Raw genomic sequence first — 21,614 nt, 5'->3', positions numbered from 1 at the left:
GCCTTTATACCCAGGATGACCTCTTTTGTTCATAAAGCCGTCATTCCCGAAGGTCGTAGTCGGGAATCTGCTGTTGCTGTTCTCTTGCGCGACACCAGATCCCGTATAACAACACTACGGGATGGCGGAACACTGCGCGCCGCCCCTGCGGGGCACTAAATTCAGAATAATAACCTTATAAATATGAACGCATATAAGTTTACCCGTTATGACGAACAACAAAACAGGTATAATAAAAAGAGATATAAAAACATCTGGGGAATTATATGAAAAATTTTCTAAAAATTGCGGTTGCCCTGCTCGTGGCGGCCGGGATATATGCGTTTGTTTTTTATAAAACACCGCAACAGCGCACTTTCGCTAAAACTTTAACCCAAGCGCAGGCCGGGGACGTGCCATCTGCGGTAAAAACCGGGGATTTTTATGCGCAGGGCCTTGGCGTAGAGCCTAACGGCGCGCAAGCCGCCGAGTGGTACCGCAAGGCCGCTGCACTGGGCGATACGGGCGCGGCGTGGAAACTTGCGCAGTTATACATCCAAGGCACATTGGTAAAGCAAGATTATGAGGAAGCCCTTCCCTACCTCAAACTCTCCGCGCAGGCGGGCAATGTAGCCGCGCAAGCGGAACTCGCGCGCTTTTACAGCGAGGGTCTTGGCGGCCTTTCCGCAAGCAAGGGCGATAGTATTTTGTGGAATTTAAAGGCGTCCGCTATGGGCAGCCAAGAAGCGCAGGAAGCCTTGCGCGCCCAGCGGGAAGCGGACCCCGATTTTTACGATGTGGTAAACCGCTTTTCGGCCACCTTATTACTAGCCGCACAGGGCAACACCCAAGCCCAACTTTCCGCCGGGGAAGGCTACCGTATGGGCTATCCCGTTACCAAAAACGACGAGGAAGCCTTGCGCTATTTTACACTCGCCTGGCAGGAGGGACAGTTGCCCGCGGCAGCGTTTGAACTATCCGAAATGTACCAAAAAGGCGAGGGAACCGAAAAAGACGAAAACAAGGCGTTAGAACTGTTGGGCGCGGCGGCACAAGCCAAAAATCCGTCTGCCCAATATGCGCTGGGCGAGCGGGCCTATAAGGCCGAGCCGGCCAATTACCAAGACGCCTTTGCGTGGTTTTCCAACGCGGCGGAGGGCGGACTGGCCCAAGCGCAATATATGACGGGCTTTATGCTTATGCAGGGCCAAGGCACGGAGCGGTCCGTGCCGCTGGCGATTGAATTTTTCAAAAAAGCCGCCAACCAAAACGATACGGCAGCGCAATACGTGCTCGGGCAGATTTATTGGAAAGGCCTTGGCGTACCCAAGGATAAAAAAGAGGGCCGTGCTTGGCTGGAAAAGGCCTCGGCGGGCGGAAATTTAGCCGCGCGTGAACTTTTAAACCAGTAGAAAATGAACCAGCCCCCGGGAAAAGCCTAGGGGCTGACTTTTTTGATTTCGTAAAGTTTGGCAACCCGTAGAATTTTCAGTATCTACATCTTGGGTCATTGTCGTCATCCAGGAAAGTTGTAGTCCAGGATCTGTCGTTATTTAATAAGGAATAGATTCTGGACAAAAACCTTCCAGAATGACTTTTATTTTATTAATTTGTTAGCAACTTTGTAAAAACAGGGTGGCTCCACTAATCGTTAGTCAGCGCATTGAGTGGCTGTCCGCAGGACCCGCCCATTAGGGCCTAGGCGTTTTAGAAGAGCGCGACTTTGTAGAAATAGTGTGGCTTAATTAATCCATCAGTTAGCGTATAGAGTTGCTGCTCGCCAGGGTGCCGGTGGAAATATCTAAATCGTACCACAGTTCAGCGGGGCGGGTACCGGGTTGTCCGTTCTTTTGGATAACCACACGGATTTTATCGTTGGCCTCAATATCAAAAAACCGCTCCAAATGCAGGTAATCCATAAACGGATACGCAGGAATTTGCTTAAATACACGACCGTTTCTAAACTGCACAATTTGCAATACTGCCTCATCAGGCGTTAAATGCGTAATGGGCCGCCCCAACACGCGGACCAAGGTGCCGACGGATTGCCCGGGCGTTTCCACCTGTTCCGCCAAACGGCGCACCCATTGCATAGGCACAATTTGGTTAAAATCGTTAATCGGTTTATGGTCCAAAAGCGCACGCCACGCGGCACGCTGCGTATTGGTATTGCCCACAATGCCGACAAACACGCCCGCCGCCTTGCCATTTACAAGCAAGGGCGAACCGCAATAGCCATTTAATACGGGGAAATCCTGATAGCGAGCCAAAATGCGGTGCGTGCTGGAAAACAAAACATCAATTTTATTAAACCACGCAAAATTACCGTGGGAAAATCCGGCCGATTGCGCCGGGTTTCGCGGAGAGGGTAACGTTTCGTCGGCTTCCAACGGAACGATATATTTTCCCAGTTGTGGCGGAATTTTAAAAATGGCAATATCCGCACCGCGCAAATGCCCCTCTTTTAGCGTGGTAATCTGCGTATAAAACGGCTTTTCGTCCTCATCAAACAGTTCAATATACGGCTCCCGGCCTATATCGTTTAAAACGTGCTTGGCCGTAACGCCCCAGATTTTCCCGTTAATCTTGACGGCAAAGGCAGAACCCTTTCCGCGCGTTTGCGGAGAGTGCTGTAAGGTAAAAACGGCTTGGCGGATATTTTTAGGCGCGGGTGATAACGGGCGCGGTTTAGCGGGCTCTAAAACGCTTGTACGCAGCAAAGGCGAAGTTAAACGCAGGGCCAACGCATTGGCCGCCTGCGAGCGTGCGGGCACGGTTAATAAGCGGTTGTTCACCTGAAAGCGCACTTTATTAAACCAGCGGGCACGCAAGGCACGTGTAATTTTAAAATTTTTAAAAACACCCGGCAATTTGCCTTGCGCGCAAACAGGCCCCGTCAAAAAGCAAGCGCAGGCAAGCGCCAAAGCCAAACCCCTGTATTGCATTATTACCCCCGTTAAAACCTTTATCTAATGGCTTCTTCCAATGTGATGTTGCGGGTCTGCATATCCACCCAATATGTGTAGGTGGAGCCGTCCGCCCGGCTGATAACAATTTTGGCTTTTTGCAAGCCTGCAAATTCAAACCCCGTATCCAGAGAAGCCACTTTTAAAAGCGGATTTTGGTTTAAAGTCTGTTCAAAGCCGTCCTCGTAATACGCGGTTACGCTTTTGACCGTTTCGGTAATGGGCAATTTCCCTACACGAAGCCCGCCGAACAGCAATACGCGCCGCGCAGAGCCGGGATTGCGGTATTCGCGCAGTAAATCCTGCAAGCGGGAAAACGGCACAATTTCGCTAATATTGGATAAATCTTGCTTTTTGGGATAGTCCCGGTTGGAACGACGGTTCCAGTACCACTCCGCACGGTCTGTTAGCGGATGCGAAGTACCAAGCGATAAACCCACGGCTTCGCCCTTTTCATTTACCACAAGGCCCCCCGCGTTGGTTAAGGTTTCTTCCGCTTCCGGGTTTACCCCCTCAATAATACGCTCCGAGTTGGTGGTCAGTACGCGGCGCTGCGCTTTTTGGTATTGGCCTTTGTTATAGCCATAAGTAAAAAGGTTAGTGCCCTTTTTGGGGAAGTCCTTGGCCCACAGTACCGGGCGGGCCACTTGCAGGGCTTCTTGGGGCAGACGGATGAGCGCGGCGTTAATGCCTTCCGCGCGCCCGGACACAACCACTTCCGCCGGATAGGTAAATTTTTTGCCTTTTACATAAAAGGAAATTTCCACATCCTTGCCCATATATTGCACATATTCCTGCGGGGCAATCCCCCACAAAACGGTCTCGCCGCTGTATTCTTCGGCAATCACAAAGCCGCTTGCCTTAAAAGCATTTATCTTACTGGCGGATGAAACGGTAAACAAATAATGCGGCGTATTTTGCTCAAAGGGTTGCAAGGCGGTGCCCTTTAAAAAGGAGGATTGCACACGGCTGGCGGAGGCGATTTGTTTGGAGACCTGCACGGCTACGGACGGGGCCATTGGCGTTATGGGAACTTGCACCGCAACAGAGGGAACCTTGGGAACCCGGACACGCGGGTAAATGCGGGTAACGGCTTTTTTAATAAAGTTTTTGCCCGTGGCCTTTGCGCCGCCCTTTACCAGGGCCGATTGCGCAAAGGACGGTTGCGCGAGTAAAACCGCCAAACAGGAAAGAAATAAAATTCGTTTTTTCATAGCCACTCCTTGCAAGAACGCCTGATATTATTAATTTACCTGTTTGCCCGCTAAATAAACAGGGCCGTTGGACCTATAAAAACCCGGCTTTAAGGCCTATCTTTTTTGTAGGCCTGCAAATAGAGAAAGCCCCGGGCGGATAACACCGGCCGGGGCTGTAATAAAATTACGCAAGCGTCGGATAAAGCGGGAATTTTTTCAAGAATTTTTTAACTTGTTGGGCCACGCCCGCCAAGTACGCTTCGTCCGTATGGTGCGAAATAGCCTCGTCAATAAACGTGGCCACCTGCGCCATATCCGCTTCCTTCATCCCGCGCGTGGTGATAGCGGGCGTTCCTAACCGCAAACCACTTGTAACAAACGGCTTTTCGGGGTCAAAGGGAATTGTGTTTTTGTTGGCGGTAATGCCCGCTTTATCCAGGGCGGCTTCGGCCGCTTTGCCCGTTAAACCTTTGGAGCGCAAATCAATGCACATCACGTGGCTGTCCGTTCCCCCCGCCACCAAGCGGTACCCGCGCGCCATTAACTGCTTGGCCAGTTCCGCGGCGTTCAATTTTACTTGGTGTTGGTAGGCTTTAAATTCGGGCTTTAAGGCCTCGCCAAAGCATACCGCCTTGCCCGCAATTACGTGCATCAGCGGCCCACCTTGCACGCCCGGAAAGACGGCAGAGTTAATGACCTTGGCAAGAGCGGCCTTGCATAAAATCAGCCCGCCGCGCGGACCGCGCAGGGTTTTGTGCGTGGTGGTGGTTACCACATCGGCATACGGCACCGGGCTCGGGTATTCCCCGGCGGCAATCAAACCCGCATAGTGGGCTACGTCGCACGCCAAATACGCCCCGCAGGAATCGGCAATTTCGCGCAAGCGTTTCCAATCAAACACGCGGGAATAGTTGGACGCCCCCGCCATAATCAGTTTGGGCTTGTGTTCCAAGGCCAGGCGCGCGGCTTCGTCGTAATCAATTTCTTCGGTATCCTTGCGCACGTTCATTGCAACAATGTTGTACAACTTGCCCGAAAAGTTAAGCGGATGGCCGTGCGTCAAGTGTCCGCCGTGAGACAAGTTAAGCCCCAGCACGGTATCGCCGGGTTTTAATAAAGCAAAATACACCGCCATATTGGCCTGTGCCCCGGAGTGCGGCTGCACATTGGCGTGCTCCGCGCCGAAGAGTTGCTTGGCGCGGTCAATCGCCAGTTGTTCCACCACATCCACAAATTCACAGCCGCCATAGTAGCGTTTGGCGGGATAGCCTTCGGCATATTTATTGGTTAAAATAGACCCTTGCGCTTGCATTACGGCCAACGAGGTAAAATTCTCGGAAGCAATCAGTTCCAACTTTTCGCGCTGGCGGTTTAATTCGTGGCTTACGGCCTCAAAAACGGCCGGGTCGGTTTGTTTTAAATCGGGATACATTTTTACACTCCTCGGGCCCCTTTTTAAGGCCCCATATTTTTTATACGATTTTCCTATGAAAAATTAAATATATTTACTATAATTTACTAAATAGAAGTAAATAAATCCAGCAGAGGTGTAAAAAGAAATGGCAAAATTAACCAAGAAAGACTTTCTCAAAGACACCATCAAACACATTGACCTCAAAAAATACAATGTGGTTCCCTTGGTGGAAGCCTTTGGAAATATGGCCTACGCTTCTCGCGAAGTGGCCAGAGCGAGCAAAATCTACAATATGATGCTCTCCGACAAAAAGTGCTCCGTCATTTTGTGTATTGCGGGCTCTCTCGTTTCCGCGGGTATGAAGAAAGTCGTGGTGGATATGATTCAAAACAATATGGTTGACGCGATTGTTTCCAACGGCGCCAACATCGTGGACCAGGACTTCTTTGAAGCCCTTGGCTACAAACACTACATTGGTACTCCCTACAATCAAGATGACAACTTGCTGCGCGATTTGCACATTGACCGCATCTACGACACCTATATTGACGAAGACCAGTTGAAGGAATGCGACGAAACCATCCACAAAATTTGCAACGCCTTGGAACCCCGCCCCTACTCTTCCCGCGAATTTATCTGGGAAATGGGCAAATGGCTTGAAAGCAAAGGCAAAGGCAAAGATTCTATCGTTTATAACGCTTACAAACACGGCGTGCCGGTGTTTGTGCCTGCGTTCTCGGACTGCTCTGCCGGTTTCGGCTTTGTAGCGCACCAGACCCAGCACCCCGAAGCCCACGTTTCCATTGACAGCGCCAAGGACTTCTTGGAACTGACCAAAATCAAAATTAAAGCCAAAGAAACGGGCCTTATGATGTGGTCCGGCGGCGTACCGAAAAACTTTGCGCAGGATACCGTTGTGGCTGCTGAAATTTTGGGCGCGGACGCTCCTATGCACAAATATGCCGTACAAATCACGGTGGCTGATGTGCGCGACGGGGCTCTTTCCGGCTCTACCTTGAAAGAGGCTTCCTCTTGGGGTAAAGTTTCCACCGCCTTGGAACAGATGGTGTACGGAGAATGCACGACCTTGATTCCGCTCATCATCGGTTACGGTTACCACAAAGGCGCCTGGAAGAAACGCAAAGCCTCCAACTACGTCAAGTTCTTACAGGACGAAGACGCCAAGGTTGCCAAGGCCAAAGCGAAAAAATCCAAATAAGCCGATGCGCGTAAAAACCGCGTTTATTTGTTTATGTTTATTTATCTGCCCGTGTGCGTTATGCTACGGGCAGATAAATTTTTCCAGCGTAAACGGGGAACGCGGCTACGCCGCTATGCGTGGCACGTATGATTGGAATTTGGACAACGGTTTTATCTTATCGCCCGAATACGGCTACTACCGTATGTCCGACAAAGAAATTGACGAAGCAGGCTCCACTTCCCGCTACGCGTTGGGGGTGTCCTACGAACTAAACGATACTTGGCGGCTGACCGCAGACGGATTTTGGCAGCCGCAAGCGGTGGGTTACCAGGCCGTAGGATATGGCCTAGGCGGAACGTGGTTTCCGTTCTACCGCTGGGAACAATTTGTAAACCCGCGCCTTTCGGCGCGTTTTTATCAGGCGCGTTACCGCTCGTATGTGGATAAAATGGGTAACGATTTGACAGGCGGGGCGTTCTCGCAAACCGAAACGGGCGTACACGCCCAAGCAGCTACCGACGTAGGAAACTGGAAACTGCAAGCCGCCTGGCATAAAGTGATAAAATATAGTAGTTCCCAACCCGCAAATGTTACGTTTAGTTGGGCGGATATCCCGTTTATGACAGCCGTAGTACAAGGGTTTGTAAAAGAGGCCGCAGGCGTGTCCGTGCGTTACCAAACCGATTTTATAACGCCTTATGCGGCCTTGGTGCGCTACCGCTACGCCGAACTTAGCGACAGCGCGGCGGCCGTCAGTGCGGGGCTGCACATTGTGCTGTGGGGGATGTCGGTTTCCGGCGGTGTGGAAGTATTTGAACCGCGAAGGGAAGCCAATCGCAAGACGTATTTTTCAATGTCTGCCGAAATAGAATTCTAGCCGGAGGAACCCGTGCCTAAACTTGATTTACATTGTAATATAGACGAAAAAATGTTTTCGCTGACGCTTTTTTTAACCCGGCTTTTGACCGGGCTGACGCTCCTGTATATTACCGTAGGGTGCTTACTATTCTACCGCGAATTTTTGTATAACGCCACGGCTATGGGCCTGCCACTACCTGTTCCGGCGGGGCTGACGATTGTAATAGCGGAACTGTTTTTAAGTTTGCTTTTAATGCTGGGCTGGTTTACGCGCCCGGCGGCGGGGCTCTCCCTGCTTGCAACGGCGGGGCTGGCGGCCGTGTTTTTTGCGTCTGATTTTAATAAACTGTATGTAGCGCTGCTAGTGCTGCTGGCGGCGGCCTTGCTGCCGAGTGCGCTCTTGGGTCCCGGAAAAATCAGTTTGGATTATTCCCACGCGGTGCGCCGCGCCAATAAAAAATTTAGAGGTTAATTATGGAAATGTTTGACGAAAATCATCAATATGTAAGTTTAGCCAACAAATACCGCCCCCAAAAGTTTGAAGATATGGTGGGGCAGGAAAGCATTTCCAAAACGCTCCAAAACGCTTTAAAACTGGGCCGCATCGGCCACGCGTATTTGTTTTACGGACCGCGTGGGTGCGGTAAAACCACCACGGCGCGTATTTTGGCAAAGGCCTTAAACTGTACGGGGCACGGCAACGATAAGCCGACCGCCGAACCGTGCGGAGAATGCCCCCAATGCCGTGAAATCGCCCAAAGCGCAGACCTGGACGTACTGGAATTGGACGCCGCGAGCAATACGCAGGTGGAAAAGGTGCGCGAAGCCATTATTGACACAGTAGCCTTGGCCTCGTCGCGCGACCGCTATAAAGTTTTTATCTTGGACGAAGTGCATATGCTTTCGGCCAGTTCCTTTAACGCGCTTTTAAAAACGATTGAAGAACCCCCGGCCCACGTGGTTTTTATATTAGCAACCACCGAAAAGCACAAAGTGCCCGCCACTATTGTCAGCCGCTGCCAAACCTTCCGCTTCCGCCCGATAACGGTGGACGAAATCAGCGCGCACTTACTAGACTTGGCCGAAGCGGAAAGCATAGATTTAACGCCCGGCGCGGCCAAAATTATCGCCAAAAACGCGGGCGGTGCTATGCGCGACGCGCTGACCTTAATGGACCGCGCGATTGCCTACTCCGGCAACCGCATTGACGAAAAATTAGTGGGCGAAATGCTGGGCCTTACGCCGGATGAATTAATCAAAGATACGGTTACCGCGCTAGTTCAAAAGGACAACGCGGCCCTGCACCAAGCCTTTGAAACCTTAAAAAACGAGGGCTTTGACGCCAATTCCTTTCTCAAAGATTTAAAAAACGCCTTGGGCGATTTGTTTTACTTTGCCTTGGGCCAAGGCGGAGAACCCTTTGAAGGGGCCAAGCAAATTACCGAAAAGGTTTCCCCCGGATTTTTGGCGCAACTTTCGCGCAAGGTAAACAAAATTACCGAAGAAGTAAAATTTTCCGATAACGCCTTAATCAGCGCCGAGGTCGGGCTGTTTACGGTAATGGACAGTTGCTTGGATTTGGATAACTTTGTGCGCCGTTTGGAAGCCTTGGAAAAAGGCCTCCCGGCGGTTGCTTCTGCACCTGCCCCCGTGCGCCGCGCCCCGGCGCCAACGCCCCGGCCTACGCCTAAACCCGCTCCCGCACCGCGCGTAACGTCAGCCGCCGTCCGCCCGGCTCCTGTGGTTAAACCTTCGCCGGTTGTAAAGCCTGCACCGCGCCCGACCGTGGACGATATCATCGCCGATGACGAGGTGGTAGAAGAAGCCGCACCGGTATCCTCCGGCACGCTGACGGACCGCCAAATTTGGGATAAAATGCTTCTGCAATTTAAAAAGAGCCCGTTTGTTTATGATGTAATGTTAAACAGCACGGTGCAATTCGGCGCAGACGAGTGGGCCCTTTGCTTTCCGCCCGGCAAGGAGTTTTACCAAATCCCGGCCCAAAACAAGTTGGGCGATTTGGAAGCCGCCGCTAAAAAAATAAGCGGCCGCACCATTAAATTTAAAATTTCTTCCGGCACGCCCAAGGACGATAAACCCGCTCCTGCCGCGGCGCCTAAACAGGCCCCTGCGGCTAACAGCAATGTATCGGCGGCCATTTCCAACGAAGAGCCCTTTGTAAAAGGGGATTTTTCAGCGGATGCGGTGGCCCCCGCAGGTACGGCTCCGGCCGATGCACCCGAAGAATTAAAGGATATTTTGGAAATTATCCCCGGGGAGTTGTTAGCCTAGTTTATGAAGAGTTTAGACCGTTTTATCCGTGCGTTGCGCCGTTTGCCGGGGGTTGGCCCGCGGCAGGCGGAGCGTTTTTCGGCTTATTTTTTGCGTGCTTCGCAAGGCGAAACGGAAGAATTTATCAATGCGCTTTTGTCGGTCAAGCAGGACGTTAAACTCTGCCCCGTATGCTTTGCATACAGCGAGGACGGCCTGTGCCCTATTTGCCGCGACCAAGACCGCGACCACGGCCTGATTTGCGTGGTGGAGGACCCGCAGGATATTGAATCCATTGAAAAAACAGGCGCGTTTAAAGGCGTATATCACGTTTTGCACGGGGCCATTTCCCCAATGGAAGGCCGCGGCGCGGACCAAGTAAAGGTGCGCGAACTGTTAGAGCGCGTGCAACACGCACAAACCCCGGTGCGCGAGGTTATTATTGCCACGGACCCTGACAGCGAAGGCGAAACGACGGCGCTGTATTTGGCAGATTTGCTGCGCGGGCTCGTGGGGCAGGTTACGCGTATCGGCTATGGGGTACCGCTGGGCGGGGACATTGATTACATTGACGAAATGACTCTCGGATACTCTTTAAAAGGCCGCACCAAACTCTAATGCACCCGGATATGTACAAAAGGCCGCTGTTGTGGTGTTTGGCGGCTTTAATTGTCGGTCTTACGTTCTTTTACCGTCCTGCCCCGTCCGGGCAGGACGTTTTCCACTTTCTGCCGCAAAAAGAAGTTACCCTCACCGGGCGGGTGGAAAGTTTTGCGGTCCGCAAGAAAAAATCCCAAAACGTAATTATCAAGGTTTTCTCCGTAAACGGGCAAAAGGCAACCGGGCAAATCTATGCACGCCTGCCGGATTTTACCCCGCAATGGAAGGACGTTTTGGAAATTTCAGGCCGTTTACAGCAACCTTACGGCGTGGATTTACTCGGCAATTTTGATTGGCGCAATTACTTGGCGGACAAAGGTATTTTTACCGAAATCAAAGGTTCATCCGTATCGGTGGCGCGTCCTGCCGCGTGGCCGTGGCGCGTGATACGGGCCTTGCGCGCGGATATTCTGCGCGTATTAAACGAAGCCTTTCCGCCCGATTTAGCCTCCATTGCGGGCGGCGTATTATTAGGGGAGCGCGGCGAGCAGGACCCGGCGCTTTACAGCGCGTTCCAAGACAGCGGCGCCATCCACTTATTGGTGGCCTCGGGCGGTAACGTGGGGTTTGTTACACTCCTTACGCTGGCGGTTTGCTCGTGGATAGGGTTAAGCCGCAAGAAAATGCTCCTTTTGGCATTAGGCGTGGCGGGAGCCTACACGCTGATTGCCGGGGCTGACGCGCCGCTTGTGCGCGCTTATTTTATGGCGGTTTGCGCCTGCACCGGGTATTTATTAGGGCGCAACAGCGGCGTTTTCCAAGGGTTGCTGGTTTCGTGCTTTTTGATTTTGCTTTTTCAGCCCGCTTCGGTGTTTGAAACGGGATTTCAAATGTCCTTTTTGGCAACGCTTGCCATTATTATTTGCCTTAACAATTATAAAGTGCCCGGGAAATGGCCAAAAGCCCTGCGCTTTTTTGCGCAAATCTTTTTGGCCACCCTCTCCACCCAACTGGTGCTACTGCCCGAATTTACCAATGTTTTTTACAAAGTATCAGTAACGGGGCTTATTTCCAATATGCTTTTGGTGCCGCTGGCCTCGGTATTAATGGGGCTTTCGTTTGCGTATTATGTGTGCAATTTGCTGCATTTGGGGTGGATTTTACATACGGTAACGTATGGGGCGCTATGGCTATTTAAAACCTTGGTGGTTTATTTTGCTTCGTTTAAAATGTCCGCCTTGCAAATGGCCGCTTGGAGCGCGGGCACGATTACCGCCTATTACGCGGGACTGTTTTTAATGTTTAATTTGCCGCTTAAAAATTTTGCGCGCAAAATCGCGCTTCCGTGTTTAGTGGTTCTTTTCGGCGCACCGCTTGCGGAATATTTTTTCGCGCCGGACATACAAATTTATTTATTAAACGAGTGGAACAAAAGCGGGGCCGTAATCCGCACGAAAAACGGCGGGGCGTTTTTAGCGGGCAGCGACTTGGACCCGGAAAAATTGCAGGCCACTCTTTTAAAAACCGGGGTTAAACAACCAAGTGCCGTTTTGCTTTTTACGGACGAACCCGTTCCGCCGGAATTTTTTACACGGTTTCCCAAGACGCTGGTTATCCGCCCGTTTGCGGATAATTGGCCAGGCGATAATTTCGCCTTTGGACCCGTAACCGTTCAACTAAACTGGGGAGAACACGAAACGCGCGAAGGCCGCCGCTGGATAAGCGAGGGTTACTCGGGCACAGATAAGGACGACGCGTCCTACTGCTTTATTTACAAGGGTAAAAAGGCCTGTTTGGGCGCGTTTGCGCGCTTTGCTTACAGCGGGGAAAAGCACGCCACCGCACAAAGAAATAAAACCATTGCGCTTAAAATTTAGATATAATAAAAAAGCGCTGTGGAGGACACGATTATGGAACAAGCAGAATTAAAACAACACCAACGTTTTTTGAAGGAAGCCGTTAAAATGGCCGAGAAAGGTATGAACTCGGGCAAGGGCGGTCCGTTCGGTGCAGTCATTGTAAAAGACGGGAAGATTATCGCCCGTGGCTGCAACCAGGTAACTTCTACCAACGACCCGACCCGCCACGCCGAAGTTGACGCTATCCGCAAAGCTTGCAAAAAGTTAGGCTCTTTTGAATTGACGGATTGCATTATTTATTCCTCTTGCGAGCCGTGCCCGATGTGCTTGGGCGCCATTTACTGGTGCCGCCCCAAGGCACTGTATTTTGCGGCGGACCGCTTTACCGCGGCCAAATACGGCTTTGACGATGAATTTATTTACAAAGAAGTCGTTTTGCCCACCGACAAACGCGCTATTAAAACCTATTGCATAGATGTTTCCAACAAAACGGAACCGTTTGAACAATGGGGCAACAAAGCAGATAAGATTGAATATTAAAATAAACTCCCTGGGCTTTGCCTAGGGAGTTTATTTTTGTACTTTTCCGACAACGAAGTTTTTTACTTCTTATTAGTAGTTCTATCGTTGAAGATGTGCGCATCTACCAGGCGTTTGAAAATTTTGCCGCGCTGTTCAAAATCTTTGAATTGGTCAAAACTGGAACACGCGGGCGACAGCAGCACCACATCGCCCTTTACCGCGCCGGACATTGCGGCTTCTACCGCCTTTTCCAGCGTGCCGCAGCGCGTCAGCGGAAAAGCGCCGTGCAACTCCCGCTCAATCTTATCCATCGCTTCGCCAATCGTCAGTACGCGCTTGCAGTAATCCTTTAAATATGGGATTAACACCTCATACGAGGCCCCCTTGTCGCGCCCGCCCAAAATCAGCCACAGGTTTTTGGCCTTTTCAAAACTTTTAAGGGCCGTAATGGTGGAATCCAAATTCGTTGCCTTGGAATCGTTTACATACACCACTCCGCGGTGATAGGCAAATTGCTCAATGCGGTGCTCCATTGCTTCAAACTTATCAAACACCGTTTGAATTGTATCCGCGGGCACTCCGGAGGCCAAGGCCATTAGCGCGGCGGACATTGCATTTTCCACATTGTGAATCCCTTTCAAATGCGGCGGGCGGATTTGGTGCCCTTCGCTGAAAATCAATTCATCTCCGTCAAAAAATACATCCGTTTTAAGCAAATGCTTAGGGTGTGTGGAAAACGCCAGTACCTTGGATTTCACTTTTTCCACCAGTTCTGCGCAAACGGTGTCCGCGCCGTTTACTACCAGTACATCACCCGCACGTTGGTTTTTAAACACCTTGGCTTTGGCCTTAATGTAATTCTTCATCCCGCCGTGGTGGTCCAAATGGTCGGGCGTTACGTTTAAAATGCAGGCAAAATTCGGGCGGAAATAGGTGCTATCCTCCAACTGGTAACTGGACACTTCAATCACTACGTCATCGCCTTTTTTTACTTGGTTTGCACAAAGTGAAACCGGGCTGCCGATGTTGCCGCAAACAAATACTTGGCGGTTTTTGCCCTCGCGCGCGGCGTGCAACTTTAAAATTTCGCCCAGCAAAGCCGTAGTTGTGGTCTTGCCGTTCGTGCCCGTTACCGCAAAGACGCGTATGCTCTTGGGCATAAAGGCGAGTGCGGTTTCCAATTCGCTATATACGGGGATGCCTTGTTTTTTGGCTTCCACAAGGGGATGCGAGTGGGGCAAAATGCCGGGGCTTTTTATCCAAAAATTACATTTAAAAAGGTCTGCCGAGTGTCCGCCCGTTTCCACGCGCACCCCTTTGGGGAACAGAAAAGACTCCGCGTGCGCCACGGGGGCTTCCTCGCTGATGAGCACGTCAAAGCCGTTTTGCGCGAGCAAAGTAGCCACCGCCCGGCCGCTCTTTCCCAGACCTAAAACACCTGCCCGGTTGCCGGATAATTTTTCTCTTTTAAACATTTGTTTTTCTCCCGTGCAAAAAGGCTCGGACGGTCTCTTGGTCGGAAAAGTGCTTCTTTTCCGTGCCGATAATTTGATAATCCTCGTGTCCTTTTCCTGCAATAATTACAATATCATTTTTGCGGGCGGACGATAAAGCGCGGCGGATGGCCTCCGCGCGGTTGGGCACTAATTCGTAATTGGTCTGCCCGTTCATCCCCTGCAAGATATCATTAAAAATCTGTTTCGGATCTTCACAGCGCGGGTTGTCGTTTGTTAAAAAAACATAGTCTGCGCGCGTGCAAGCCGTATGACTCATTAGAGGGCGTTTGGTGCGGTCCCGCTGGCCCCCACAGCCGAAGACGACAATCGTGCGGCCTTTTTTAAAGGGGGCAACCGTATCCAGCGCGCGGTTTAGGGATTCGTCCGTGTAAGCAAAATCCACAAATACAAAAAAATCCTGCCCCTCGTCTATGCGTTCCATACGCCCCGGCACGCCGGGCAAAGCCAAAAGGCCTTGTTTAATATGGGCTTCGTCCACCCCATTGGCCTTTGCCACCGCATACGCCGCAAGGGCGTTATACACATTGTGGCGGCCCAAAAGGCTAATTTTCATTGGGGTGCCGTTTACGCAAAACGAAGTACCCGTTAAACGCTCGCAAATGTCCGTGGCCTTAAAATCGGCTTCTTTTTCCAGCCCAAACGTAACCACCTTTACGCGCCCCTTTAAGAGGTCCGCCAGACGCACGCCGTACGGGTCGTCTGCGTTAATCACGGCGGTGCGGTTTGGTTTACTATTGGCGGGGTCGACCAAGTTTTCAAACAGTTTTTGCTTGGCTAAAAAGTAATTTTCAAAGGTATGGTGATAATCCAAATGGTCGCGCTGTAAATTGGTAAAAACGGCCGTATCATACCAAATGTGTTTGACGCGCTGTTGGGCCAGCGCGTGGGAGGAAACTTCCATTACCACATTTTGGCATTGGGCCTTTTTCATTTGCGCCAGCAGATTAAAAAGCGGGATAGCCGCCGGGGTAGTGTTAGGGGCCGCGCAAAGCACCTTTCCGTCCATACGGTAGTTTACCGTGCCCAATACGCCCACCTTGCGCCCCGCACAGGTTAAAATGGATTCCAGCAAATACGCAATAGAGGTTTTGCCCTTGGTGCCCGTAATGCCAATCATTTGCATTGCGTCGGACGGGCGGCCGTAAAATTCATAGGCGGCGTCAGCCATATCGCGGTCAATATCTTTTGATTGCAAATAAGGCACCGCACAAACGCTTGGCTGGGGCTGGGCGGATACCACCAGTACGGCCCCGCGCAAGACGGCATCGCCAATGTATAAATTGCCGTCGGCGTTGGCGCCCTTTAAGGCAAAAAAAATGCTCCCCGGGCGGACCTCTTGCGAGCGGAACGTCAGCCCGGTAATGTGCAGGCCCAAGCGGCGGGCTTCATTTAATACAATGCTGGACATATAAGATATGGTATCAAATTGCTAGAATATAGAAAATGAAAAAAACGACCCGCTATTTTGAAGCCTTATACGCCCGCTATAACAAGCGCGGCCTGTGCAACCCGGATCCGCTCCAATTTTTGTACGATTACCCCGATGTCCGCGAGCGGGAGATCGTGGCGTTAATAGCCGCCTGTTTTGCTTATGGGAACGTAAAGCAAATTATCAAAACGGTAAATTTTATTTTGGCTGCGGCAGGTCCGTCCCCTAGGGACTTTGCACAGTCTGCCACGCCCGCCAAACTGACCAAAATTTTCAAAGGATTTAAATACCGCTTTACGACGGAAAAAGAACTTGTTTATTTTTGGCTGGCTATAAAAAATATCCTTAAAAAATACGGCTCGCTGGAAGATTGCTTTTTAGTGCATTATAATCCGGTGGACGAAACCGTCTTGCCTGCTATAAAAGGCTTTGCGCGGGAATTGCGCCGCGGAGGCGACTTGCACTCCTTGGTGCCTGACCCGGATAAAAAAAGTGCGCTAAAACGGTTAAATTTATTTTTGCGTTGGATGGTGCGCCAAGATGAAGTGGACCCCGGCGGGTGGAAGCAAATTAGTCCCGCAAAACTACTGGTTCCGCTAGACGTGCATATGCACCGCATTGCCCAAAAACTGGGGCTTACCAAGCGCAACGCGGCCGATATTACCGCCGTGCTGGAAATCTCCACCGAGCTTAAAAAGCATTGTCCGCAAGACCCCATTAAATACGATTTTTGTTTGACGCGCTTCGGCATCCGCGATGATATGAGTTACAACGACTTGTGAGCGGACTTTTCAAATAATTTTTCCAATTCCGTCGCCATTAAGGCAAGGTGGCTTTTGATTTGCGGCTGTTTGCCTTCCAATAGTGGCAGCAGCGTGCCGCGTACCCAGTTGCGCGTGTAAACATCGTCAAAATTCGTCTGGTCGGTAATGTGGGTTAGCCCGTTATTTTTTAGGTATTCCTCGGTCTCTTGCCGGGTAATGCACATTAGCGGGCGGATAATATCCACCCCTTTGGCAAGCGGACGCTGTACGGGGATGCCTGTCAGCCCCTTGGCCTTGGTTCCGCGCAATAAATTAAGCAAAATTGTTTCGGCCTGATCGTCCAACTGGTGCCCGAGGGCCAACTTGTTGGCGCCCCATTTGCGCGCCACTTTCAGTAGCGCCGTGTAACGGGCCTTGCGCGCGCCGTGCTCCGGGCTTAAATTAAATTCCGCCGCCGTCTGCTGTGCGTTTACCTTGGCAGAGAAAAATTCAATATCCAACTGTTTACACAAGTCCCGGCAAAAATCTTCATCCGCGTCCGCCGCCTTGCCGCGCAGGCCGTGGTTAATGTGCACGGCCGCCAAGGAAAAATGTTTTTCTTTGGCTAAATATTGCAAAAAATGAAGCAGACAAACGGAGTCCGCCCCGCCGGAAAGGCCGACTAAAACACTGTCCCCGCGGCTGATTAAACGGTTGGAAAAAGCGCGCATACGCGGCAGGACGGAGGCATTAAAATTTTTTTTGGGCATATAAAAAGTATAATAAATAATAAGACCAAGGGGATAATGCCTGTATGAAAAAAAGAATTTTAATTGTAGAAGACGAAGCAAGCATTGTTGATTTGCTGACTTTAATCCTCGCGCGCGAAGGCTACGAAATTTATTCCTGCCAAACCGGGCGCGACGCTATTGCCACGATGAAGAAGGTCCATCCGCACCTGGTAATTTTGGATGTAATGCTGCCGGGGCTGGACGGCGCGAGCATTGTAAAAATTATGGGGGAAGACGAAGCCTTGTCCTCCACGCCCGTAATTGTAACGTCGGCGCTGGTGGAGTCGGAAAAGATGTTCTTGCCTTATCCGCAAGTGAAAAGTTTCTGCTCCAAGCCTTTTGTGTTGACAGAGTTTATCGCTAAGGTAAAACAAGCGTTGGGCGATTAGAAATTTGAAAACTAAAAAAGCCGTCCGTTTTTTAACGGGCGGCTTTTTTGTGTAGTGTTAAATTCTAGCGGGCGGAAGCCAGCCAATAGGAATACTCCTTCCAAAAGTTCTCCAAGAGTTCATCCAAAAATAATTCCTTGCTTGTTTCCGTGCGGATAAGTTGCTTTAAACTTGCCTCGGTTTTTTTGCGCGAAGCAGGAAGCGGATTATTTAGGTGAATCCCTACGCCAAGCAACACCGGTTCGTTCTTATCTGTCTGTACGGTTTGCACCAGTACGCCCGCGATTTTCTTCCACTTGTGCGCGGCTTTGTCCCACACCAAGGTATCGCCGTCAGCGGTGGCTTTGGCTTTAATTTCAAAAATAGAAGTAAGGGTATGCGCGATAACCCCGGCCATTTTTTCGCCTAAACCGTGCAAGGCTTCTTCGGATTTATTTGGGCGAAGCAGGAGCGTAAAATATACGCCTCCTTCGGCGGAGTAGAAGGGTTGACCGTCGCGGCCGAACGCTTCGGTCTGTTCGCACGCCAAGACGAGGGTTCCTTCGGGCTCGCCTTTTAACGCGAGTTCAGCGGCCAAGGCCTGCGTGCTGTCCACGCGTTCCAGGCCGATTACTTTGGTAACGGATTGTAAAGGGAAGGTTGTTTCTGCCATAATTATATTTTACCAATTTCCCCGCGCGAAAGAAAAAGACCCGCACTAGGTCAAGGGCCTAGCCCCTATGAAATATTGTTCGCATAACTGTACATCGCCATAAAAAATAAATAAAGGACAAATAGAATTTTCTTCCGCATAGGATTTGCAAGAATTATTTTTTACCTTTTTTCTTGGCGGGGGATTTGACGCTCATTTGGCGTAACTCAAACAGGCGGTCGCGCAGTTCGGCGGCCAGTTCAAAGTTAAGCGCTTCGGCGGCTTGCAACATTTGCTGTTCAATATCCTTTTCCACCGATTTTAAGTTTTTAAGCGTGGGCGTCGGCAAGGTGTCGCTCAAAATGCCGAACGCGCTGGATTTGGTTTGTTGTTCAAATTCCTTTAATTCCACTTCTGTTTTTTGAATCGTTTTAGGCGTAATGTGGTGCTCTTTGTTGTACGCTTCTTGCAGGGCGCGGCGGCGGTTCATTTCGTTCATTGCGTACTTAATGGAATCCGTCTTGCGGTCCGCATACAAAACGACCTCACCGTCTGCGTTACGCGCGGCGCGGCCCGAAATTTGGATAAGCGTAGTCGTGTTGCGCAAGAATCCTTCGTTGTCCGCGCCCAAAATCGCCACGAAGCCCACTTGCGGGATATCAATCCCCTCGCGCAACAGGTTAATGCCCACGAGCACATCAAACTTGCCTTGGCGGAAATCCTTTAAAATTTCCACACGGTCCAAGGCCTCAATATCGGAGTGCAAATAGCGCGTTTTGATGTTCTTTTCGGTGAAATACGCGCTTAAATCTTCGGCGGTTTTTTTGGTGAGCGCCAGTACCAAGGTGCGTTCCCCTCGGGCCTTATGCTCGCTAATCTTTTCCACCAAATGGTCAATTTGCCCCGCCGTGGGGTGTATATACACCTTGGGGTCCAGTAAGCCCGTCGGGCGGATGACCTGCTCTACAATGTTGTTGCCGCAAACGGTCAGTTCATATGGGCCGGGCGTGGCAGATACAAAAATGGTAGAGGGGAGCAATTTTTCAAATTCGTCAAATTTCAGCGGGCGGTTATCCAAGGCCGACGGCAAGCGGAAACCGAAGTCCACCAGCATTTGCTTGCGGGCGCGGTCCCCGTTGAACATCCCGCGCACCTGCGGCAGAGAAACGTGCGATTCGTCCACCATCATTAAAAAGTCATCGTACTTTTTAAAGTAGTCCAATAAACAAGCCGGGCGTTCGCCGGGTTTTCGGCCGTCAATGTAGCGGGAATAGTTTTCAATGCCGGGGCAGAAGCCCGCCTGTTGGAGCATTTCCAAATCGTATTCGGTGCGTTGTTTTAGACGGTAGGCTTCCAATTCCTTGCCCATTTTTAACAGTTCCGCGTGGCGCAAATCCAAGTCGCGGCGGATGTTGTCAATCGCGCTTTGCGTGTCCTCGTCCGTCGCCACAAAGTGCTTGGCCGGATAAATCCAAGCCTCGTCAAGTTCCGCCAGCACATTGCCCGTAATAGGGTGAATTTCGTAAATGTGCGCAATCGTTTTGCCCGCTATTTCCACGCGCAGGGCGTTTTGGCTGTACGGGGTCATAATGTCCGTAAACGGCCCGCGCATACGGAAATTGCCCGAGGTAAATTCCATTTCGTCGCGGTGGTACTGGATTTTAATCAGTCGGCCTGAAAGTTGGGAGCGCGTCATTTCCGCGCCCCTTTTTACATAAATACGCATTTCCCTAAAACTATCCGGCGAGCCAATGTTGTAAATGCACGAAACGGATGCCACCACAATCACGTCCTTGCGGGTCAAAAGCGAGGTGGTGGCCTTTAAGCGCAGTTTATCAATATGCTCGTTGACGGCGGAGTCCTTTTCAATATACGTATCCGTTTGCGGGATATACGCTTCGGGCTGGTAATAATCGTAATAGGAAATAAAATATTCTACGGCGTTTTCAGGGAAGAACTGTTTAAACTCGCCATACAACTGCGCGGCCAACACCTTATTGGGCGACAAAATAAGCGTCGGGCGGTTTAGCCGCGTGATGACGTTGGCCATAGTAAAGGTTTTGCCGGAGCCCGTTACGCCCAGCAGCGTTTGGCGCGTTTTGCCCGCCAAAATGCCGTTTGTCAGGGCGTCAATGGCCTTGGGCTGGTCGCCCGCCGGCTTAAATTTAGAAACGAGTTTAAACTGGTCCATACAAGTATTGTACCTATTCTGGCGGACATAAAAAAGGGCGGCCGTTAAGCCGCCCGAAAGAAAGCCGGGGTTTGATTACGAAGCGGAGGATATACTGCCCAAAAAGTGCGCGTCCAGCACGCCCGGGAGCAGTTGGCCTACGCCGTCAATCATAAATTGCATCGCAATAGAGCACAAAATCATCCCCATAAAGCGGATGACAATCTGCGTACCGTTGGGGCCGATTTTGGTAAACAAATAACGCGAAGCCACCAACACCGCACCCACGGAAGCCGCGCAGAGAAACAGCACGCCAATCATCATAACGGCCATTGGAAACGAGGTTATTTTTTCAGCGTACAGCATTACCGTAGCGATAGAGCCGGGGCCGATAAAAAGCGGCATCCCAACGGGGACAACGATGTGGCTTAAACGGTCGCGCGCGCGGTCAAAGGTGCTTCCTTGCGCGGGGGCGGCCTCTAAGCCGTTGCGTTCAAATTTAGATTTACCCTGTAACATACGCAGCCCCACGCCCAACAGAATAATAGAACCGGCCAGGCGGAAGGCGGGAATCGTAATACCAAACACGCTCAAAATCTTGCTGCCGAAGATGAAGAAAATCGTCAGCATAATGAAAATGGACAACGCCATTAACAGCGCAACGGCGCGCTGCACTTTGGGCTCGTCATTTTCCACGTGTTCCAGAAAAATCGGCATATTGCCGATGGGGTTCAAAATAGCCAGCGTAGCGATAAACGCGTTTACCAGCAAACTCCAATCCATAGTGTGTTGTAAACACTCCTTTTAAACGAAAATTGCTTGCCTAAAAGCAGACATTTTATCCTTGCTAATAGTATATAAAATAAAGCGGATGCCCACAGCAGAAACTTGATTTTACGGGGGGAAAAAAGAAAAACTTTCCAAACAGGGCGGGAAATTGTTATAATAAATATACAAGATTTCGGGCAGTTGGCGCAGCGGTAGCGCGTTCGCCTCACACGCGAAAGGTCACAGGTTCAAATCCTGTACTGCCCACCATTTAGAATACCCCCGGTGCACGGGGGTATTTTTTTGCCGT

General features: G+C 50.8%; 19 protein-coding genes and 1 tRNA gene. 11 read left to right on the top strand and 9 right to left on the bottom strand.

From position 1 onward, the window contains the following. Positions 1-266: 266 nt before the first annotated feature. A complete protein-coding gene (locus tag B2118_RS06925; RefSeq protein ID WP_428054489.1) occupies positions 267-1,391 on the top strand; it encodes an SEL1-like repeat protein in 1,125 nt (374 codons plus the stop codon). Between the two features lie 345 nt (positions 1,392-1,736). Here the strand turns inward: B2118_RS06925 and B2118_RS06920 are convergent, their stop codons facing one another. From B2118_RS06920 to glyA, 3 genes are all read right to left on the bottom strand, one after another. Further along, positions 1,737-2,924, bottom strand: coding sequence for a hypothetical protein (locus B2118_RS06920; RefSeq protein WP_428054487.1), 1,188 nt, complete (start codon positions 2,922-2,924; stop codon positions 1,737-1,739). Positions 2,925-2,944: 20 nt separating this feature from the next. After that, positions 2,945-4,159 carry a hypothetical protein gene (locus B2118_RS06915; RefSeq protein WP_428054485.1) on the bottom strand — a complete coding sequence of 405 codons (1,215 nt, stop codon included), beginning with the start codon at positions 4,157-4,159 and terminating at the stop codon, positions 2,945-2,947. 166 nt (positions 4,160-4,325) lie between these two features. After that, complete coding sequence (gene glyA, locus B2118_RS06910; protein WP_428054483.1) at positions 4,326-5,573, bottom strand: serine hydroxymethyltransferase; 1,248 nt, start codon at positions 5,571-5,573, stop codon at positions 4,326-4,328. A gap of 127 nt (positions 5,574-5,700) precedes the next feature. On the opposite strand from glyA, the gene B2118_RS06905 reads away from it, so the two are divergent. Genes B2118_RS06905 through B2118_RS06875 form a run of 7 tightly spaced genes read left to right on the top strand, consistent with a single transcriptional unit; the run spans position 5,701 to position 12,884 of the window. Then, on the top strand, positions 5,701-6,774 hold the full coding sequence (locus B2118_RS06905; RefSeq protein ID WP_428054481.1) for a 1,9-bis(guanidino)-5-aza-nonane synthase: 1,074 nt from the start codon (positions 5,701-5,703) through the stop codon (positions 6,772-6,774). 4 nt (positions 6,775-6,778) lie between these two features. After that, positions 6,779-7,633: a hypothetical protein gene (locus tag B2118_RS06900; RefSeq protein WP_428054479.1), complete on the top strand. Its 855-nt coding sequence runs from the start codon at positions 6,779-6,781 to the stop codon at positions 7,631-7,633. A gap of 12 nt (positions 7,634-7,645) precedes the next feature. After that, a complete protein-coding gene (locus B2118_RS06895; protein ID WP_428054477.1) occupies positions 7,646-8,086 on the top strand; it encodes a DoxX family membrane protein in 441 nt (146 codons plus the stop codon). Positions 8,087-8,088: 2 nt separating this feature from the next. Beyond that, the gene (gene dnaX, locus B2118_RS06890; RefSeq protein ID WP_428054475.1) at positions 8,089-9,906 is read left to right on the top strand and encodes a DNA polymerase III subunit gamma/tau; all 1,818 of its coding nucleotides are present in this window, start codon (positions 8,089-8,091) and stop codon (positions 9,904-9,906) included. 3 nt (positions 9,907-9,909) lie between these two features. Further along, positions 9,910-10,503 carry a recombination mediator RecR gene (recR, locus tag B2118_RS06885; protein WP_428054473.1) on the top strand — a complete coding sequence of 198 codons (594 nt, stop codon included), beginning with the start codon at positions 9,910-9,912 and terminating at the stop codon, positions 10,501-10,503. Continuing rightward, positions 10,503-12,362 carry a ComEC/Rec2 family competence protein gene (locus tag B2118_RS06880; RefSeq protein ID WP_428054471.1) on the top strand — a complete coding sequence of 620 codons (1,860 nt, stop codon included), beginning with the start codon at positions 10,503-10,505 and terminating at the stop codon, positions 12,360-12,362. Before recR ends, B2118_RS06880 begins: the two co-directional genes overlap by 1 nt. A 33-nt stretch (positions 12,363-12,395) precedes the next feature. After that, positions 12,396-12,884, top strand: a complete 489-nt coding sequence (locus B2118_RS06875) for a nucleoside deaminase (protein ID WP_428054469.1) — start codon at positions 12,396-12,398, stop codon at positions 12,882-12,884. A 62-nt stretch (positions 12,885-12,946) separates the two neighbouring features. On the opposite strand, the gene murD is transcribed toward B2118_RS06875, so the two are convergent. Together murD and B2118_RS06865 are read right to left on the bottom strand one after the other, a co-directional pair. Next, entirely contained in the window at positions 12,947-14,341 is a 1,395-nt protein-coding gene (gene murD / locus B2118_RS06870; RefSeq protein WP_428054467.1) for a UDP-N-acetylmuramoyl-L-alanine--D-glutamate ligase, read from the bottom strand. Then, the gene (locus B2118_RS06865; protein WP_428054465.1) at positions 14,334-15,791 is read right to left on the bottom strand and encodes a UDP-N-acetylmuramoyl-L-alanyl-D-glutamate--2,6-diaminopimelate ligase; all 1,458 of its coding nucleotides are present in this window, start codon (positions 15,789-15,791) and stop codon (positions 14,334-14,336) included. The genes murD and B2118_RS06865 overlap by 8 nt, the downstream gene beginning before the upstream one ends. Positions 15,792-15,826: 35 nt before the next feature. On the opposite strand from B2118_RS06865, the gene B2118_RS06860 reads away from it, so the two are divergent. Further along, a complete protein-coding gene (locus B2118_RS06860) occupies positions 15,827-16,594 on the top strand; it encodes a TIGR02757 family protein (protein ID WP_428054463.1) in 768 nt (255 codons plus the stop codon). On the opposite strand, the gene tilS is transcribed toward B2118_RS06860, so the two are convergent. Beyond that, the gene (gene tilS, locus B2118_RS06855) at positions 16,579-17,325 is read right to left on the bottom strand and encodes a tRNA lysidine(34) synthetase TilS (protein ID WP_428054461.1); all 747 of its coding nucleotides are present in this window, start codon (positions 17,323-17,325) and stop codon (positions 16,579-16,581) included. The genes B2118_RS06860 and tilS overlap by 16 nt on opposite strands. A 44-nt stretch (positions 17,326-17,369) precedes the next feature. Between tilS and B2118_RS06850 the strand changes: the two genes are divergently transcribed. Further along, on the top strand, positions 17,370-17,735 hold the full coding sequence (locus tag B2118_RS06850; protein WP_428054458.1) for a response regulator transcription factor: 366 nt from the start codon (positions 17,370-17,372) through the stop codon (positions 17,733-17,735). Positions 17,736-17,799: 64 nt separating this feature from the next. Here B2118_RS06850 and B2118_RS06845 read toward each other — a convergent pair whose 3' ends face one another. From B2118_RS06845 to B2118_RS06835, 3 genes are all read right to left on the bottom strand, one after another. Continuing rightward, positions 17,800-18,387, bottom strand: a complete 588-nt coding sequence (locus B2118_RS06845) for a biotin--[acetyl-CoA-carboxylase] ligase (protein ID WP_428054456.1) — start codon at positions 18,385-18,387, stop codon at positions 17,800-17,802. Between the two features lie 154 nt (positions 18,388-18,541). After that, positions 18,542-20,557: an excinuclease ABC subunit UvrB gene (gene uvrB, locus B2118_RS06840; RefSeq protein ID WP_428054454.1), complete on the bottom strand. Its 2,016-nt coding sequence runs from the start codon at positions 20,555-20,557 to the stop codon at positions 18,542-18,544. A gap of 75 nt (positions 20,558-20,632) precedes the next feature. Continuing rightward, entirely contained in the window at positions 20,633-21,319 is a 687-nt protein-coding gene (locus tag B2118_RS06835) for a MarC family protein (RefSeq protein WP_428054452.1), read from the bottom strand. Positions 21,320-21,499: 180 nt separating this feature from the next. Between B2118_RS06835 and B2118_RS06830 the strand changes: the two genes are divergently transcribed. Then, a tRNA-Val gene (locus B2118_RS06830) sits at positions 21,500-21,574 on the top strand. Positions 21,575-21,614 lie beyond the last annotated feature (40 nt).

The organism is Candidatus Avelusimicrobium stercoris (genome assembly GCF_002437085.1).
GTDB classification, from domain to species: Bacteria; Elusimicrobiota; Elusimicrobia; order Elusimicrobiales; family Elusimicrobiaceae; genus Avelusimicrobium; species Avelusimicrobium stercoris.
The sequence above is the reverse complement of the archived record's forward strand: the minus strand, read 5'-3'. Positions and strand labels throughout refer to the sequence as shown.